Annotated in this window: 13 protein-coding genes and 1 other RNA gene; 10 read left to right on the forward strand and 4 right to left on the reverse strand. The window is 51.6% G+C overall.

Annotation, left to right across the window (positions count from 1 at the left end; translation table 11 throughout):
- Positions 1 to 21 precede the first annotated feature (21 nt).
- Complete coding sequence (locus EYB48_RS08595) at positions 22 to 663, reverse strand: TetR family transcriptional regulator (protein WP_162019944.1); 642 nt, start codon at positions 661 to 663, stop codon at positions 22 to 24.
- Positions 664 to 1095: 432 nt separating this feature from the next.
- Between EYB48_RS08595 and EYB48_RS08600 the strand changes: the two genes are divergently transcribed.
- From EYB48_RS08600 to EYB48_RS08620, 5 genes are all read left to right on the forward strand, one after another.
- Positions 1096 to 2433 (forward strand): efflux RND transporter periplasmic adaptor subunit, encoded by a 1338-nt coding sequence (locus EYB48_RS08600; RefSeq protein WP_162019945.1) that lies wholly within the window; start codon positions 1096 to 1098, stop codon positions 2431 to 2433.
- 91 nt (positions 2434 to 2524) lie between these two features.
- On the forward strand, positions 2525 to 5683 hold the full coding sequence (locus EYB48_RS08605; protein WP_162019946.1) for an efflux RND transporter permease subunit: 3159 nt from the start codon (positions 2525 to 2527) through the stop codon (positions 5681 to 5683).
- Between the two features lie 2 nt (positions 5684 to 5685).
- Entirely contained in the window at positions 5686 to 7134 is a 1449-nt protein-coding gene (locus tag EYB48_RS08610) for an efflux transporter outer membrane subunit (protein ID WP_162019947.1), read from the forward strand.
- A 282-nt stretch (positions 7135 to 7416) separates the two neighbouring features.
- Positions 7417 to 9132 (forward strand): PAT1 family protein, encoded by a 1716-nt coding sequence (locus EYB48_RS08615; RefSeq protein WP_162019948.1) that lies wholly within the window; start codon positions 7417 to 7419, stop codon positions 9130 to 9132.
- Between the two features lie 49 nt (positions 9133 to 9181).
- Complete coding sequence (locus EYB48_RS08620) at positions 9182 to 10810, forward strand: hypothetical protein (protein ID WP_162019949.1); 1629 nt, start codon at positions 9182 to 9184, stop codon at positions 10808 to 10810.
- Positions 10811 to 10909: 99 nt separating this feature from the next.
- Here the strand turns inward: EYB48_RS08620 and rho are convergent, their stop codons facing one another.
- The gene (rho, locus tag EYB48_RS08625) at positions 10910 to 12172 is read right to left on the reverse strand and encodes a transcription termination factor Rho (protein WP_162019950.1); all 1263 of its coding nucleotides are present in this window, start codon (positions 12170 to 12172) and stop codon (positions 10910 to 10912) included.
- A 215-nt stretch (positions 12173 to 12387) separates the two neighbouring features.
- Positions 12388 to 12714 (reverse strand): thioredoxin TrxA, encoded by a 327-nt coding sequence (gene trxA, locus EYB48_RS08630; RefSeq protein WP_162019951.1) that lies wholly within the window; start codon positions 12712 to 12714, stop codon positions 12388 to 12390.
- A 504-nt stretch (positions 12715 to 13218) separates the two neighbouring features.
- On the opposite strand from trxA, the gene EYB48_RS08635 reads away from it, so the two are divergent.
- The 5 genes from EYB48_RS08635 (at position 13219) to ybiB (ending at position 15675) form a co-directional block, all read left to right on the forward strand.
- Positions 13219 to 13449: a DUF904 domain-containing protein gene (locus EYB48_RS08635; protein ID WP_230403723.1), complete on the forward strand. Its 231-nt coding sequence runs from the start codon at positions 13219 to 13221 to the stop codon at positions 13447 to 13449.
- Positions 13446 to 13772 (forward strand): cell division protein ZapA, encoded by a 327-nt coding sequence (locus EYB48_RS08640; protein WP_162019952.1) that lies wholly within the window; start codon positions 13446 to 13448, stop codon positions 13770 to 13772. Before EYB48_RS08635 ends, EYB48_RS08640 begins: the two co-directional genes overlap by 4 nt.
- Before the next feature lie 67 nt (positions 13773 to 13839).
- Positions 13840 to 14019: non-coding RNA, 6S RNA (gene ssrS / locus EYB48_RS08645), on the forward strand.
- A gap of 179 nt (positions 14020 to 14198) precedes the next feature.
- Entirely contained in the window at positions 14199 to 14657 is a 459-nt protein-coding gene (locus EYB48_RS08650; RefSeq protein ID WP_162019953.1) for an EVE domain-containing protein, read from the forward strand.
- A 7-nt stretch (positions 14658 to 14664) separates the two neighbouring features.
- Positions 14665 to 15675, forward strand: a complete 1011-nt coding sequence (ybiB, locus tag EYB48_RS08655; RefSeq protein ID WP_162019954.1) for a DNA-binding protein YbiB — start codon at positions 14665 to 14667, stop codon at positions 15673 to 15675.
- 134 nt (positions 15676 to 15809) lie between these two features.
- On the opposite strand, the gene EYB48_RS08660 is transcribed toward ybiB, so the two are convergent.
- Positions 15810 to 18080 (reverse strand): TonB-dependent receptor, encoded by a 2271-nt coding sequence (locus EYB48_RS08660; RefSeq protein WP_162019955.1) that lies wholly within the window; start codon positions 18078 to 18080, stop codon positions 15810 to 15812.
- Positions 18081 to 18452 lie beyond the last annotated feature (372 nt).

The following is an 18452-nucleotide window of genomic DNA, read 5'->3' on the forward strand; positions in this document are numbered from 1 at the left end:
GGTCGGGGCTGGCTTGCAGAATCAGGCTGCAGCAGGTTTTTTGAGCGGCGGGCGCGCCACCAGCCCAGCCAGGAACATATCCACCATCGCTTCTGCATGCTCATTCATGTTGTAAGCGCGCGTATCTTCCAGCCATTCACGCAGCAGGCCGATCAGGAATCCATGGTTGGCCTGCATCGCGATCCAGGTATCAGTCTGGGCGGGTAATTGCCCTTGATTCACTGCATTTTGAATAATGCCCTGGACTTTGGCCAGGCACTCATCGCGCTTTTCTCTTTCGTCGACAAAGAAGGGCAGGTCAGAGTTCTTTTCACAGCGATGCATGATGATGTCGAATACTTTGCGCTGACGCAGATCACTGGCAACCTGGCGTAAGAAGTGAATATTCAACTGGCGCAAAGCAGCGATGGGATCACGGTCTGGTGCTGCAGTAATCTCGTTCAGCAGCGACTCCATGGGCAGGAAGGCGCGGTCACACATGGCCTGAAATAAGGCATTTTTATCTTTAAAGTGCCAGTAAATTGCACCACGGGTCATGCCCGCCGCGTTGGCGACATCATTGAGCGTCGTGTTGGTCACACCTTTGCTGGCAAAGACCTCCTCTGCTGCATCTAATAATGCGGCATAGGTTTCTAATGCTTCTTCTTTGGTCTTTCTTGCCATGATATGTGTTTGCTTTCTGATCTCGGTATATGACGAACTGCCTGCAGTAAAGCGTTTCCTTACTTCAAAACTGGTACGGACGGCATCTTAAAAGTTGGCTTCGGTTTGCGCAATGTACGTATGCCATCGAATCACAAAAAAATGCAGATATGCGATTTTCTTCGGCGAAATTTTGTTATAGAGCAACAGTCATTTATTAAAATACTAATTTTATCCAGATGGTAGTCAGAACATGTTAAGGATTTCTGGTGTTTGACTGCTGTTATCCTGCATTTACCTAAAAATCCAACAATTTCCCTATTCGTCATTGCATTGTCATTGTGCTAGCGCAATGTCTTGTTAATCTATAGGGGTATTGCAGAACTTTATTTACAAACATTCGTGTATGTATATAATAGCACACCATCCTTTCATCAATCAGAAAGAATTACTATGCACTCTACAGGCATCCCTTCCTCCCGGTCATCCGACCTGTCCGCTCAGATAGAGCAATTATTTTCCCGTCGTTCCCTGCGTGTGCTGGCAGTCAGTTTGCCTTTGCTGGCACTGGCTGCGTGTGGCAAGCAAGGTGCGCCGCAAGGTGCGGGCGGCATGCCACCACCTGAGGTTAATGTGGTCAAGCTGGAAAGCAGCGATCTGGCGCTGGACTATGAATATGTAGGCCAAACCGCAGGTTCTAAAGAGACTGAAATCCGTGCGCGTGTACCTGGCATTTTGGAAAACCGTCTCTACGAAGAAGGCTCGCGCGTCAAAGCCGGAACCGTATTGTTCCAGATAGACCCATCCACTTATCAAAGCCAACTCGCTTCTGCCGAAGCGGCTGCGGCGGTCTCCGAGGCTAAGCTGAATCAGGCTAAGCGTGAATATGCGCGTTTAGCGCCACTGGCTGCAGAAAAAGCGATCAGCCAGAAAGAATTTGATGACGCTAAATCCAATTTGGAAACAGCTGAAGCCAGCCTGAAGCAGGTGCGTGCTCAGGTCAATGAAGCACGTCTGAATCTGAGTTACACGAAAGTCGTCGCACCTATCGATGGCGTCACCGGGATGGCAGCTAAATCCAACGGCAGCCTGGTGACAGCGGCTGACAGTCTGCTCACGAGCATCGTGCAGACCGACACGCTGTATGTGAACTTCAGTATTCCGGAAGCGGATTATTTGAAAGTAGCAAAAGAAGTTGGTAGCGGCAAAGTTGCAGTTCCGGGTAAGCGTGCCAATAACGGCAGTATCGGTTTTGATGTAAAGCTGAAACTGGCAGATGGCTCCATGTTCCCAACTACAGGAAAAATGAATTTTGTGAGCGAACGCATCAATACCGCTAATGGTGGCTTTGATGCACGTGCACAGGTCGCCAATCCCGAAGGTACCCTGCGTCCTGGGCAATTTGTACGTGTGATTTTGTCCGGTGCCAAGCGTACGGCTGCACTGGCTGTTCCTCAACGTGCCGTGATTGACGGGCCTATGGGCAAGATGGTTTTTGTAGTGACGCCGGATAACAAGCTGGTACCTAAACCGGTGGAGCTGGACGGCTGGACGCATGGGCAATGGATAGTCACCAAGGGCTTGCAGGCCGGTGAGCAAGTGATGGTCGACGGTGTGATCAAGGCGCATGACCCAGGTATGACCGTCAAGCCACTGGTCGTTTCCGCGCAGGCTGCGCTGAACCCGCCGCCAGCGATGCCAGGCGCGCCTGCAGGCAAGCCTGCATCAGCCAGTGCTTCTGCATCGGCCCCGGCGGCAGCATCGGCAGCATCTGCTTCAGCAGCAAAATAAGCTGAGCCTGTGTAAAGGCAATTCCAAGCCAGACAGTTACTTTTTCATGAACATCCTGTCCTAAATTGGGGCAGGCGATAAGGAAATATTCATGTTCTCAAAATTTTTTATTAACCGGCCGATTTTCGCGACTGTGGTGTCGCTGATCATCGTGCTGGCAGGTCTGGCCGCACTGCGTGTGCTGCCGATCTCACGCTATCCGGAGATTTCTCCGCCAGTCGTGAATGTGACAGCGTTTTATCCTGGTGCTTCGGCGGAAGTGATAGAACGTACAGTTGCGGCACCGATTGAGGAACAGATCAATGGTGTGGAGCACATGCTGTATATGGACTCCGTGTCCTCGGCAGATGGCCGCGTTTCTATCAACGTGACTTTTGAAGTCGGCACCAATCTCGATATTGCAGCGGTTAACGTGAACAACCGTGTGCGCCAGGCTGATGCCAAGTTGCCGCAAGAGGTACGCCGTCAAGGGGTGACCGTCTCCAAGAGTTCGTCGAACTTCCTGGTGGTAGCCGCCTTGTATTCGCCGGATAATCGCTACGATTCCCTCTACCTGTCAAATTACGCTACGCAGAACGTACTGGATGCGATCAAACGTATTCCGGGTACCACCAATGTACAGATTTTTGGTGCCAAAGACTATGCGATGCGGATCTGGATGCGTCCAGACCGTATGGCGCAACTGGGTGTGACGGTAGCGGATATTTCTAACGCCATCAATGAGCAAAATGCGCAGTATGCGGCCGGTAAAGTCGGTGCGACACCGAACACCACTGAAGAGCTGACCATGACGGTGACGGCCAAAGGACGTTTGCTGGAGCCTGAACAATTCGCCAATATCATCGTCAGAACAGATAAAAGCGGCGCTGCTATCCGCATCAAAGATGTGGCCAGGGTAGAACTGGGATCGAAAGATTACAACCTGTATGGACGTGTGAATGGTCATCCATCTGCCAACGTCGGTGTCTTCCTGCAGACCGGTGCCAATGCATTGGAAACCCGTAAAGCAGTAGAAAAAACTTTACAGGAATTGAAGGCGAAATTCCCTGAAGGGATGACTTACGCGGTTCCTTATGACACCACACCGTTTGTGACGGAGTCGATTGCAGAAGTGCTTAAGACCCTGGCTGAAGCGATGGTGCTGGTATTTATCGTGGTTTACCTTTTCCTGCAAAGCTGGCGTGCCACCATCATTCCTACCCTCGCTGTTCCAGTCTCGCTGATTGGTACGATGGCGGGTCTGCATTTACTCGGATATTCGATCAACACGCTGACCCTGTTCGGCATGGTGCTGGCGATTGGTATCGTTGTTGATGATGCGATTGTGGTGCTGGAAAACGTAGAACGTCTGATGAATGAAGAGGGCATGTCTCCCAAAGAGGCTGCCATCGAAGCGATGCATGAAGTTACCGGGCCGGTGATTGCGATTGTGCTGGTGCTGGTAGCCGCGTTTGGTCCGATTGCTTTCCTCGGTGGTCTGGCAGGTGAGTTGTATCGTCAATTCTCGGTCACGATTTCGATTGCGGTTGTACTGTCCGGTATCGTCGCGCTGACACTCACCCCTGCCTTGTGCGCGATCTTGTTGAAACCGGGTGCAGAGAATCATCATCCTTTCTTCCTTTGGTTTAATGCGGCTTTCCTGCGTTTGACAAAGCGGTATACCAACGGTGTGAGCTTCTTCCTCAAGCGCGCAGTATTGGGCACGGCGCTGGTGCTGGGCATGGTGGCACTGACTGGCGTGTTATGGAAGACGGTACCTGGCGGCCTGGTACCGGATGAAGATCAGGGCTATTTCATTGGTGCTGCTATCCTGCCTGACGGCGCGTCGCTGGACCGTACAGATGCGATGGTGAAGCAAGTCGAAGCCGCGATGAAATCGAATGAGAGTATAGACACGACGTTCGCGCTGGTCGGTCTGGATTTTCTGGGTGGCGGCGGTCTGAAATCCTCTTCAGCAACCATGTTTTTCCCGCTGAAATCCTGGGATGAGCGCTCTAAGTCGGCGCAGCAGCTGGTCGGTGAAAGCTATATGAAGACCGGGCATATCAAGGAAGGCTTGCCGCTGTTCTTTGCACCTCCTGCGATACAAGGCCTGGGACAAACCGGTGGTTTTGAATTCTATTTACAAAACGCCGGTGAAGGTGGTGTTAAACGTTTAGCGCAGATACTGCCTTTGCTGATCGCAGAAGCGAATAAGCAACCGGAGCTGGCTGGTGTGAAAACGCTGTGGCAAGCTAATTCCCCACAGTTGTATGTCGACGTAGATAATGAAAAAGCCAAGTCCATGGGCGTATCTTTACCAGATGTGTACAACACGCTGGCAGCGACTATGGGTAACTACTATGTGAACGACTTCAATAAAAATGGTCGTATCTACACGGTACAGTTGCAGGCAGATGGACAGTTCCGTGCCAAGCCGGAAGACATCGGCAATATGTATGTGCGCGGCGCTTCCGGACAGATGATACCGGTGCGTGCTTTCACCACCATCAAGTTCATTACCGGACCGGATTCTGTGCAGCGTTTCAATGCGATGCCAGCGATTAAACTGATGGGCGATGCCAAACCAGGCTTTAGCTCGGGACAGGCGATTGCAGCGATGGAACGTGCTGCGAAAAACGTGTTGCCAGCTGATGTGGTGTATGACTGGGGCGGTGCTTCATTCCAGGAAAAACGCAGCAGCAATGCAGCGGGTCTGGCTTTAGGTGCCGGTGTGCTGATGATCTTCCTGATTCTGGCTGCTCAGTATGAAAAGTGGTCACTGCCATTCTCAGTATTACTGGCTATGCCTTTCGGTATCTTCGGTGCCTTGCTGGCTGTGTATCTGCGTCACTTTAATAATGACGTGTATTTCCAGATCGGTCTGGTGACTTTGCTCGGTTTATCAGCGAAAAATGCGATTCTGATTGTAGAGTTTGCGGTGATGAAGGTACATGAAGGCTATGCACCCGTGGCCGCTGCTGTGGAAGCTGCGCGTCTGCGCTTCCGTCCGATTCTGATGACTTCGCTGGCCTTTATTCTTGGCGTGGTACCGCTGGCGTTTTCGCATGGTGCCGGTGCCGCAGCCCGTCAGTCATTGGGAACCGGTGTGTTGGGCGGTATGCTGGCAGCGACTTTCCTGGCGATCTTCTTTGTGCCTTTGTTCTTTAAGCTGATCAATGACAAGCGCTTTAAAACAACAGCAGAAGATTTCCATCATCCGGATCATGTTCCTCTGAGCCAGTCGCATCAAGCACAAGGGAAGGAATAATTATGTTGAAATTATCGTTGAGTTATAGCGCAGTGCTGAGTGCCTTGATGCTGAGTGCCTGCGCTTCAGTAGGCCCGGATTATCAACGTCCGGCACTGGAATTGCCAGGATCTGTGAAAACAGAAAACCTGGCGAGCGCAGGCAAGCCTGGCCTGCTTGCCGCTGATCTGACCCAGTGGTGGGCACAGTTCCAGGACCCGGTGCTGACCGACCTGATATTGGAAGCTGCGAAATATAATCAGGATTTATTGCTGGCTACCGGACGCATAGAAGAAGCGCGTGCACTGGCTGTTGGTGCGACTTCTAACCGTTATCCTACAGTGGATGCCACACTGGCCGGAACCAAAGTCCGCACCAGTGAAAATGCGGGCAAACTGGCGGCCGGTGCCAATCCTGTCAGTAAAGATTTTCAGCTTGGTCTGACAGCTTCCTATGAAGTCGATGTGTGGGGCAAGTTGTCGCGTGCCGATGAGGCCGCCAAAGCACGTTTACTGGCGCAGGAACAGAACCGCAATGTAGTGCAAACGACCTTGTTCAGTAATCTGGCTCAGTCTTATTTCGCATTACGTGCAGCCGATGCCCAGTTAAAGCTGGCGCAGGAAACCGGCAAGACCCGTTCTGAGAATCTGCGCCTGCAACAGAAGCGTCGTGCCGCCGGTGCCATCAGCGAGCTGGATTTACATCAGGCCGAGGCAGAAACTGCAGCCGCTGAAGCCAGCCTTGCGCAAGCTAAGCAAAATGTCGCCAACCTGGAATCTGCCATCGCAGTATTGATAGGCCGTAGCCCGGCTGGCATCGCGCATCCTGTAATTGCACGCGGTAGCGAGATTTCCAGCCTTTACCAGCATTTGCAATTACCTGCTGATTTGTCGTCTGAGGTCTTGAATCGCCGTCCGGATATTCTGGCCGCGGAGCAGGCGCTGGTGGCAGCGAATGCAGACATCGGTCAGGCAAAAGCCGCTTACTTCCCGAGTCTGAAACTGACCAGCGGTATCGGTTACGAATCGCGCGTGTTTAAAGACCTGGTCGATCCGTCTTCCCTGTTGTGGAATCTGGGTGCGAATCTGGTACAGCCAGTATTCAGGGCCGGTGCAATCGGGGCGGTGGTAGCGGGTGCAGAAGCACGTAAAACCCAGGCTACGGCACAATATGTGCAAGCGGTACAGGGGGCATTCCGCGATGTGCATGATGCGCTGAACAATGCTGAGGCCAATGCCCAGCTTTACACGGCGAATCAGAAGCGCGTGCTGGCCTTGAAAGACAGTCAGCGTCTGGCCGAGTTACGCTATAAAAATGGCTATTCCAGCTATCTGGAAGTGCTGAATGCGCAGCGTGATCTGGCTCAGGTTGAGTCTGGTTTGATCGAAACTCAGCGCGCCCATCTGAGTGCCATTGTCAGCCTGTATAAGGCTTTGGGTGGTGGTTGGAATCAGACTGTGACGGCTCAGTAAAAAGCTGCTCATGATCTGGATTGGATTTTCCCTCTGGATCAGTCTGCAAGCCCCTCAGCGTCTGCTGCAGGGGCTTTTTTTGTACATATTCCTGCCTGTCCAATTTTCCGTGGGGTGCGTGCGGGTCAGGTGGTGAAGGTGTATTTGTATTAAGTTATCTACAATTAATGAAAGATAGTTGATGTTTCCCTGCAAAAAACATTACTTTTGAATTGTGATTAATTGTGAGACTGCGTGAGCAGCGCTTACAATGTCCGCTAGATGAATAGGGGGGAGAGCAGTGTGAAAACGAAACAAATCAGGCAGTCTGAGCCGCAATGCGGTACGCAACAGAGATCAGCCAGGAACGTGGCGAAACTGGGAGGCGGCGGCCTGGCACTCAGTCTTTTGTTTGCAGGAAGTGCCCAGGCATATTGCCCGCCAACTAATCCTCCTTATTTACAGCAGCAATGTCTGGAGCGAGAGCGTCAGGCACAGATAGACGCAGAAAACCGCCGTCGTCAGGCCGAGGCTGAGCAAAGACAGCGCCAACAGGAAGCGGAACGCCAGCGTCAACAGGAAGCGCAGGAGCGGCAACGCCAGCAACAGGAGGCCGAACGTCACCGCCAGCAGCAGGAAGCGGCAGAACGTCAGCGCCAACAGCAGCAACAACAGGAAGCAGAGCGTCTGCGTCAGCAACAAGAAGCTGCGGAGCGCCAGCGTCAGGCACAGCAACAACAACAACAACAACAGCAAAATCAGCAGCGTCAGCAGCAAATTCAGCAACAGCAACAGATTCAGCAACAGCAGCAACAGCAGCAACAGATTCAGCAACAGCAAAATCAGCAGCGTCAGCAGCAACAAATTCATCAGCAACAATTACAGCAGCAATCTCAACAGCGACAATTTCAGGCTCAACCAGTGCAGCAGCCAGGTCAGCCGCAGCAGGCTTACCAGCAGCCTCAGCAGCAGACCGCTCAACCAGCTTATCAACAGCCAGCGCAGCAGACTGGTCAGCATCAGTTATTGAATCAGATGCGCCAAGCGCCGCAGCAGCCTGTGCAGCCAGCACACCCGGTGCAGTTCCAGACTCAGCAGCAAGCACCTCATCAGGCGACACCTCATTCTCAGCAAGTGCCACCGCAGTTTCAGCAACAGCAAGCGCAACCGCAATATCAGCAAGCGCAACAGGTACACACCCAGTCGAACGGGCAGCCCCTGCCAAGCGCGGCGCAATCGCATCTGCAGCAGGGGGCACCACTCCGTCAACTGGATGCACCGTCTCACATGGTAAATAATGGCAGCATCCGTCAACCTGGGCAAACTGGTATGCAGGGTAGCCCCTTAGTGACAGGCACGCTGCATCCGGTCGAGCACAGCACACAAAGTCAGGTTGGATATGCACCCAAGGCACCGGTATCGCAGGCGCAGCTCTTGCAGATGCAACGCAGTGGGCAAGTGCCGCCGCAGCCGCAAGCTCAGGCACAAACGCTGCCGGCACCGGGCGCTAATCGTCATGACGCGAATCCGCGACCAGGCCAGCCAGTCAGTTCCGGCTATGCAGGCAATGCTACAGCTAGCCAGCAGCAAGGCTATGCACAGGCGACGGGCTATGGCACTCAGCAACATGTGCCAGCTAATTCCGCTCAGGGGCGCAGCAGCCACAGCGCAGAGTATTTGCAGCAAGAGGCTGAACGCAAAGCCAAGGAAGATGAAAAGAAACGCATCTTTATGGAAGCAATGACAAATGGGGTGCGTTTGCACGCAACTAAATGTCCGGATGGAGAGGGACATTACTATGCGACTGGCTCTAACCCTAAACCTGCTCCAAAAGGAGATTATTGTGTCGACGTCGCGTATGAGGCACGCTGCCCTGGTCAGATTCCGATTAAAGGTGTCGCATCCAATTTCATCGGCATGAGCGGTTGTTTTGGCGATACCTACAAAATCGAACCCAAGCCAGCTTGTCCGGTGAAAGAGGTGACTGTGGTTGTTACCTCCGTGGGTGATTGCAAGTGAACTGTGCGCAGCTGTCTCTGATGCTGCCCTTAAATGGAAATTTCTCAAGATGTTGAATTTACTCAGACCATTTTGTCTGGCGAGTCTGGCACTGAGCCTTTCCTCAGTAGTCGTGGCGCAGGAGATGCAAGTCTTTCCTGATGGCTCACGCTATCAGGGCACGCTCTTGAATGGCAAGATGCATGGCAAAGGTCTCATTCTTTGGGCTGATGGTGGTCGTTATGAAGGCGACTTCGTCAATGGATTACGAACCGGAAAAGGGACTTACCGCTGGGCCAGTGGTGATGAATACACGGGTGACTTCCTGAATAATGTCCTGCATGGCAAAGGTAGTTTCACCTGGTCGACCGGCAATCGTTACGAAGGTGATTTCGTCAACGGTCAGCGTACCGGCAGCGGTATCTATCGCTGGAAAAACGGTGATGTGTATGAAGGTGACTTTGTTGATGGGCGAAAGCAGGGCAAGGGCATGCTGCTGTGGGCGAATCAGCAGCGTTACGAAGGCGATTTCGAGGCGGATCAGCGTACCGGTCTGGGGGCTTTTCTGTGGCCTGACGGGGCACGCTATGTCGGCGAATTCAGGAACAATGAACGCACAGGCCGCGGTAAGCTTTTCTTCAGTGATGGCAATCGTTATGAAGGCAGTTTTTTGAATGCGGTATTGAAAGGGAAGGGCAGTTATTTCTGGAAAGACGGCGCGCGCTACGACGGTGATTTTGAGAATGGTATGCGGCATGGTAAAGGCGTCTATCAGTGGAAGGAAGGTGCCCGTTATGAGGGGGATTTCGTCAATAATTTGCGTACCGGCATAGGCGTATTTACCGATAAAGGCTATCGCTATGAGGGCGGTTTTGAAGACGGCAAATTCCAGGGAGCTGGCGTCGAGCAGTTTCAGAGTGGCAGCAGTTATCAGGGAAATTTTGTCCAGGGCCAGAAAGACGGAGCAGGAATTCTGATTGCTGCCGATGGCAGGCAAACTGCGCAAAACTGGCAGGCCGGACGCTTGATCGTACCTGAGCCTCAGATCGTGGCCGTAGCTGAAAAAAAATCTGAGCCCAAGGGTAAGAAAAATAATCTCACTCCAGCAGCAGTGGCAACTGCGGATCCGCAAGCAGCCTTGCTGGAAGCAGCGGTCAAAGAGTATGAGGCTGGCCGCTATCCTATCGCGGCGAAGAAATACCGGCAGTTGCTCGAGTCCGCTCCGGATAATGCAATGGCCTGGTATTTCCTGGCGCAGACCCAGGAGAAAATGGATGAGAAAATTCCCGCCATGAAGTCTTACCGTCGCGTGCTACAGCTGCAGCAAGACGGCATGGTGGCCGAGCTGGCACGGCAGGCACTGGGAAAAATGGAGCAGCAGAACGCAAGCATTGATGCCCAGATACTGGCGCGCTTTGTATGGGACTATGAGTTTGAACCACCTGGCCGGCGTGAGTGGCGTATGGTGACTCAGAACCGCTGGCTGGAAGTCTATCCGGATGGGCGTGCCAAGGCCTATGCCGTGCGTGAAGTTGCGCAATTAGGGAGTTGCTCCGGCATGCTGGTTGCGAAAGAGATGGAACAGGATTTTCAGATTTTCATTCCGTTCAACGGCTGTGAAAAAATGTGGCTGCGTTTCCGTCGCGGTAATGGCAACTGGATGTGGCTGGGGGAAATGAAAGAGGTGGAGTGGCGTTGACATCAGCCACCACTGAATTTGATACGGAATTTGATTGAATAAATAAAAAAGGGCTGGCAAAGTAATTTGCCAGCCCTTTCTCTGTCTCAGGCAGACAGATTAACCACCACGACGCATCATTTCAAAAAACTCTGCATTGTTTTTAGTGGCTTTCATTTTGTCCTGAATGAATTCCATCGCTTCGATCTCATCCATCGAGTACAGCAACTTACGCAAAATCCAGATCTTTTGCAGCTGATCCGGTTTGATCAGCAATTCTTCGCGGCGGGTGCCGGATTTGTTCAGATTGATAGCAGGATAAACGCGTTTTTCTGCCAGGCGACGTTCCAGGTGAACTTCCATGTTACCTGTACCTTTGAATTCTTCGTAAATCACGTCATCCATACGGCTGCCGGTTTCGATCAGCGCGGTGGCGATGATGGTCAGCGAACCACCTTCTTCCACGTTACGGGCGGCACCGAAGAAGCGTTTCGGACGTTGCAGTGCATTCGCATCGACACCACCGGTCAATACTTTGCCGGACGCCGGAATCACTGTGTTGTAGGCGCGTGCCAGACGGGTGATGGAGTCCAAAAGAATCACGACGTCCTTCTTCATTTCTACCAGACGCTTGGCCTTTTCCAGCACCATTTCGGCAACCTGGACATGGCGTAAGGCTGGTTCATCGAAAGTCGAGGCAACCACTTCGCCGCGCACCGAGCGTTGCATCTCGGTCACTTCTTCCGGACGTTCATCGATCAGCAATACGATCAGCGTCACATCCGGATGATTGGTGGTAATTGCATGCGCTACGTGTTGCAACATCACAGATTTACCCGACTTAGGTGATGCGACCAGCAGACCACGTTGACCACGGCCTATCGGCGCAATCATATCAATGATGCGGCCGGTAGTATTTTCTTCACCGCGCATTTCGCGTTCCAGCGTCAGCACCTTGTTCGGATGCAGTGGCGTCAGGTTTTCAAACAGAATGCGGTGTTTAGACGCTTCCGGTGACTCACCGTTGACTTTGTCTACTTTCACCAGAGCGAAGTAACGCTCACCATCTTTCGGGGTACGGACTTCACCTTCGATAGAGTCGCCGGTATGCAGATTGAAGCGGCGAATCTGGGAAGGTGAGATGTAGATATCGTCGGTCGAAGCCATGTAGCTTGCATCTGGCGAACGCAGAAAGCCAAAGCCGTCTGGTAAAACTTCCAGAGTGCCGTCGCCGAAAATTTGCTCGCCCGCTTTGGCGCGTTTTTTCAGGATGGCAAACATTAATTCCTGCTTGCGCATACGGGCAGCGTTGTCGATTTCAAGTCCTATGGCCATGTCCAGCAAAGCGGATACGTGCAGGGCCTTTAATTCAGATAGATGCATGGTGAGTGTCCCGGGATGGGAAAATGAGGTGGGGGAGTGAACGGAGGAAATGACAGAATAAACAGAATAGTTATTATGTACTCTTGTGTACTTAAGTACTTAACTGACACACAGCCAGTTTCGGTTCTTGTTACTTAGTCGTTCAGTATTCGGTAATCGTATTTAATTCGCGCTGTAGCTGCCGCTATCAGCAGTTACAGCGCGGTGATGATACCTTAGATATTGCTATCAATGAAGGAAACCAGCTGTCCTTTTGCCAGCGCGCCGACTTTCTGTGCAGCTGCTGCGCCGTCCTTGAACAGGATCAGGGTTGGAATGCCACGGATACCGAATTTGGCAGGCACAGCCTGATTCGCATCGACGTCCATTTTGGCAACAACAATTTTATCGCCATATTCTTTTGCGACTTCTTCCAGGATAGGGGCGATCATTTTGCAAGGACCACACCACTCAGCCCAGAAGTCAACCAGTACTGGTTTGTCAGATTTCAATACGTCAGCTTCAAAGGAAGCATCGCTTACATGTTTGATGTTTTCGCTCATGGAATCCTCGTTGAGAGGGAAAAATTAAGGGGTAACAGCGCCACAGAATGTCGGTCGGTTATTTGGAATTTGCCGAATTCAAATTTGTATCTGAAGGCGATTGGCCAGAATTCAATGGTGACGTGCAGAATGTACCAGAATTATGCCAACGAGGAGTCAGGCGTGGTTAGCTATACAGCAAATAATAACCTATTTTTTTAAAAAGTGGGTCGTTGAACATAAAAATCTGTAAGTCACTCACTTAATCCCGTGCTGTCTGCCGCTTAGCAGCTAGAGTTAAGTGCACCTGGCACGACACTTTGGTGCCAGGCAGAGGGGGGGCAGTCTGGTCTGGAAAATTCTCAACTGCTTAGACCTGCACTTTTTTGAATATGCTTGCGACTTGCTGCTGGTTTCCCGCCTGGTTTGCGGGATTTAACGAAATTTCGCGTCTGACTCAGCTTGGCTGCTGGAAATTTGCTCGTATAATAAGAGCTCAGATTTGTTGCATCCAAAACCTAGCCTATGATGATTCCCGAATTCGAATTACTCGCCGAAAAAGTCGCCAGACTCGCTGAGCTGACGCATGCATTGCGCGCAGAAAACGCGGCCTTACGCAATGAACTGGCTGGCCAGACGGCAAAAAATCTGGATATGCAACAACGCATAGAGCAAGCACAGGATCGTGTGCTGGCGCTGATACAGTTATTGCCACCAGAAATTGTTAATCAAGATCAAGAGGAAGATGCGGCATGACCGAGAAAAAAGTCATACAGGTAGATGTGATGATCATGGGGCAAAGTTATAAGCTGTCCTGCCGCGAGGGTGAAGATCGCGCCTTACGCGAAGCCGCTGCCTATCTGGATGCAAAAATGTGTGCTATCCGTGATACTTCCAAGGTCAAGGGTACGGACAGGATAGCTGTCATGGCGGCCTTGGGTATGACCACCGAATTGCTGGCGACTAAGACCTCAGAAGGCCCGTTGTCCGGCATGTCAATTTCTGAAGTCAGACAGAAAATCACTGGCATGCACCAAATCATGGATCAGGCACTGACGCCGCAAGAAAAGCTATTCTGAGCCTGAAATTTATTAGATTATTTCATCAAAACAACTATCCCTTGCGCCGGTTTTAGGAGTAAACTTTAATTCCCTGCCGTGTTCGCCAATGTCATATATTCCTTGAACCATTTATGTGCATAGGCTGCGGAACATAGTTCGATGGGCGTGAGCGTCGCTAGTCCGATGAACCCGAAATTGAACTGACTGTGGCCAACTTGAACCATCAGGTTCAGGATGCCGGCATAGCGGCTCTGGTGGGGACTTATACAGAATGGCTGTCAGCAATGACAGCCATTTTTTTTGCATTGCTGCTCGGGAATCGCTCAGGTAGTACGGAGTTGTCAGCCTTTGATAGGGAATCCCGTCCCTACCCGTTGTGCGCTGTCTGGATTGCGCTGTGCCACAATATGCTTTTGAAAATTTTTTGATAGTCAGGAGAGGATGATGGCGTATTGGTTAATGAAGTCTGAACCCGATGAAGTCAGTATCGATGATGCATTAGCGGCCGGCAGCGTTCCCTGGTTTGGTGTGCGTAATTATCAGGCAAGAAATTTCATGCGTGATCAGATGCAATTAGGCGACGGCGTACTGTTCTATCACTCCAGTTGTGCTGAGCCAGGTATCGCTGGCGTAGCTGAGGTGTGCAGCAGCGCCTATCCCGACCATACCCAGTTTGATGCTGCAAGTCATTATTATGACCCGAAATCCACTCAGGAAACACCGCGCTGGATGATGGTCGATGTGCGGGCAATCAGAAAGACCCGCTTGCTGAGTCTGGCTGAAATGCGAACGCACGCTGAGCTGGCGGATATGCTGGTTTTACAAAAAGGCAGCCGCTTGTCGATTACCCCAGTCACCACCGCAGAATGGCAGGCCGTATTGGCACTGCTGGATACGCAATGAGAGCAGCATGAGTGAGCAAAAACTGAATAGTGGCCAGCCATTGCCAGCCGCCCGTTTTATTAAGGAAATCGGACGCGGTAAAGACGGTGCACGTGATTTGTCACGGCAGGATGCCTGCAGCTTGTTTACTGCAATGCTGGAGCGGCGAGTCAGCGATCTGGAGTTAGGCGCGATCCTGTTGTCTATGCGGATTAAAGGGGAGTCCATCGACGAACTGGCGGGCTTCATGGATGCTTTAGCGCCAGCCATGCTGAAGCTACAACTGCCATCCGGTCTGACCGCTGCGCCCGTACTGATACCAAGCTATAACGGTGCCCGTAAAAAAGCCAATCTGACGCCGCTGCTGGCGAGCCTACTGGCGCGCGAGGGTATTCCGGTACTGGTACATGGGATTGCCGAAGATCCTGGACGTGTGACCAGTGCCGAAATTTTTCAGGCCATGGATTTGCCTCTTTGTCTGTCGGCGCAGGAAGTCAGCCAGCGCTTTGCGTCCGGTCTGCCAGCAATGACAGGTCTGGATTGTCTGTCACCCGCTTTGCATCGGCTGCTGATGCTTAGGCGTATTCTGGGCGTGCGCAATTCTTCTCATACCCTGGTCAAGATGTTGCAGCCCTTCGATATCCCCGCGCTACGCTTGTATTCCTATACCCATCCTGAGTATTTGCAGTCTTTGGGACTTTACTTTTCTACCCATCTTAGCTCCGCGCAGGGCGAGGTGTTGATGATGCGCGGAACTGAAGGTGAGGCAGTTGCTAACACTGGCCGCGCGCAGCAGATAGACAGATTTGCCCAAGGTATGCGTGAGACGCTTTTGGAAAAGCAAGAGCTGTTGACTGCTACAGAGCCTGAACTGCCTGAAGACATTGATGCCGCCTCCACCGCAGCCTGGATACATAAGGTCTTAAATCAGGAGTTGCCGGTTCCGGCGAATATCGCAGAGCAAGTCAGACTGTGCGTGAGCATCAGTCGCCGCTTGCATGGGCTGACAGCGAACGGCGCTGATCATTCAGTACAGTAAGGCTTAGGCCAATCAAGGCGCGCTACTCGTCTAAGTGTGTTTATTTTTACACAATGAAAAAATGCACCGGTTTTAAGGCCAGTGCATTTTTTTTTGCGCCCGCTCGGTACTGAGCGGGCTGAACCATCAGGTAATTAGAAATTGACTTTGAACTGTACGCCGTAGTTGCGTGGTTCATTGACGATCCCTGTCAGGTTGTTGAAGTCGATCGCTGCAATGACTTGTTGCTTGTTGGTGATATTACGACCGTAAGCAGCCACTTCATATTTGCCATCGTTCCAGATGTAACCGATACGAACGCCACCTTCGAGCAAGGATTTCGCCTTGTACTCTTTGGCTTCATACAGGAACATATTGTACGTGTCTTTGTACGACCAGTCGGTGTTCGCATACAGCGTGCCTTCGCCGATTTGTGTGGTGTACTTCAGTGCGAAGTTACCTACCCATTTCGGAGCGCGTGGCAGTGGATTGCCGCCGATCAGAACTGTGCCGGCAACCGGGCCTGCTGGATTGCTCACGCTGCATCCGTTACCACAAGGAGAAACAAACAAGGCGGAGTCCTTGATTTGTGTATCGTTGTAGCTGATGCCTACAATTGCTTTCCAGTTACGGTTGATGTTGGCTTGCAGATCCAGTTCAAAACCTTGGCCGGTTGCTTTTTCTGCATTAACCAGGCGGTTTTGATTGACTGCACCACTACCAGCGGTCAGTTGCAGATCTTTTGCTGTGTACTGGAATACAGTTGCGCTTACACGTGCTGTGTTATCCAGGATGTCTTTCTTGATACCTGCTTCGAAAGACAGATTTTTCTCAGACTGGGCAACAGAGATAGAATCGCCGAACAAGACGCGACCTTGGATACTAGGTGCGCGATAGCCGGTTGCAACGCGCGCAAACACATTGGTTTCTTTATCCAAAGTGTAGCTGCCGCTCAGATCCCAGGTGAGATTGCTGGAGGATGGATTGGCTGTGAACAGTGGAGTGATGCCTACGCCAGGTGCTTTGCCTGGAGTCCAGGTGCGTTGCGCGTCAAAATCTTTCTTGTCGCTGGTATAGCGCAAACCGGCGCGCACTTTGAACTGATCGCTGACTGCATAATTGATCGTTCCGAATGCAGCGTAAGACGTCGCATTTTGGTGCTGAACCGCATAACCATCTTGCACATTTCCACCGGTCGAGTTGAAGTCAAAACTGTCGACTTGGAGTTTCTCATTGAAGTAATACAGGCCGGCGATCCATTGCAGCTTGTCTTTGGTATTTGATTCTACGCGGACCTCCTGGGTCAATTGCTTCAGATATGGCAGTCCGTCAGCTGTCTCAGCCGCGAAAGGAATGAAGCCTGGGCCCATAGGCAGGGCATAGGAGGCGCCAAAACCGCCGTCAACGTCAGCGCGGCTGTAGAACTTCGCTTTATCGTAGCCAGTGATGGAATGGACTGTGATGCCATCCAGATCCCAGCGCAGACGTGCGCTGGCGCCTGAAGATGTCAGCGTTTGCTTGTTCAGGCCATCGGTAGGATAGCTGCCGTAGTCAAAGCCAGGTACCAGCTCATTCGAGCCTTTCTGAATGATGTTAGCGCGGAACAGGGTTGCATTGCCGGACATGTCGCGGCCATGCAGATTCAGCAAAGCACTGAAATTGCCGTTTTTGTACAGGAATTGCAGACGTGCGGCGTTATCGCGGTAGCCTTCCAGATTTTTTTCACCAGTGGCACGTGGATTGGTCACGCGATTGTCGCGGCTTTGTGCCTGACCGGAGAAGCGCATTGCCCAGTCTTGGTTTAAAGGAATATTGATCGCGCCTTCCAGATTGACGGCATTGTAGTTACCGTAACCGATGTTGCCATAGCCTTCAAAGCGGCGGCTAGGTTTTGCGGAGTCAAACTTGATCACACCAGCCGGTGAGTTACGGCCGAACAAAGTACCTTGCGGGCCGCGCAGGATTTCAACCTGTTCCACGTCAAATACCGGGAAGCCTTTCAGCATAGGGCTTTCCTGAACGACATCGTCATACACCAGGCCAACAGGCTGGGATGCATTCAGATCGAAATCAGTATTGCCCAGGCCGCGGATATAAAAGCGTGGGAAGGAGCGGCCAAAGTCGGATTCGACGTTCAGACTAGGTACGCGCGCTGCCAGGAAACGGATGTCCTGGCCGCTGGCATTGTAAGTATCGAGTGCATCGCCTTTAATGGCAGAAATCGACATCGGTACTTCTTTGATGTTCTCTGCACGACGGTTGGCGGTTACTATCACTGTTTCCAGCTTGGTGCCGTCATTTTTTGCTGCCTCTGGTTTCGCTTCCTGAGCCCAGGCGGCGTGCATAGGGAAGGCTGTGGACACAGCCAGTGCGATCAGGGTTTGGGTAGTCCCTTTGTAAAACTGGCGCTTGGATTTCGCAGTCATGGGTTTTCCTTGGAAAGTTGATGGGTAATCTGGAATTGCAGAGCTTCAACATGATGCCGTCTTTCTCTGATGCCGTGCACTCAGAGAGACATATGGAGCGCATTGCGCAAACGTTTGCGGCCTATGTCCAGCAGTTAACTCTTAGTGCTTGAGCTTCGTCAAGAACATATTATTTTCTTATATGAATACTTAAAGTAATTCTATGAAAATGTTGTGTATATCAAACAAATTAATGATTAATTGGTAACTGAAATTATTAGGCACAGTTTGACTGAAGAATGCCGTGTTTAGCCGCATGCAGCCTTGTTTTGAGTAAGTTTTGGTACAAGTTTAATCCTGTGCGGATGAGTGTTCGTCTGTGATCCGCTACAA

The organism is Cognatundibacterium crateris (assembly GCF_010078235.1).
In the GTDB taxonomy this organism is placed as follows: Bacteria; Pseudomonadota; Gammaproteobacteria; order Burkholderiales; family Burkholderiaceae_D; genus Undibacterium; species Undibacterium crateris.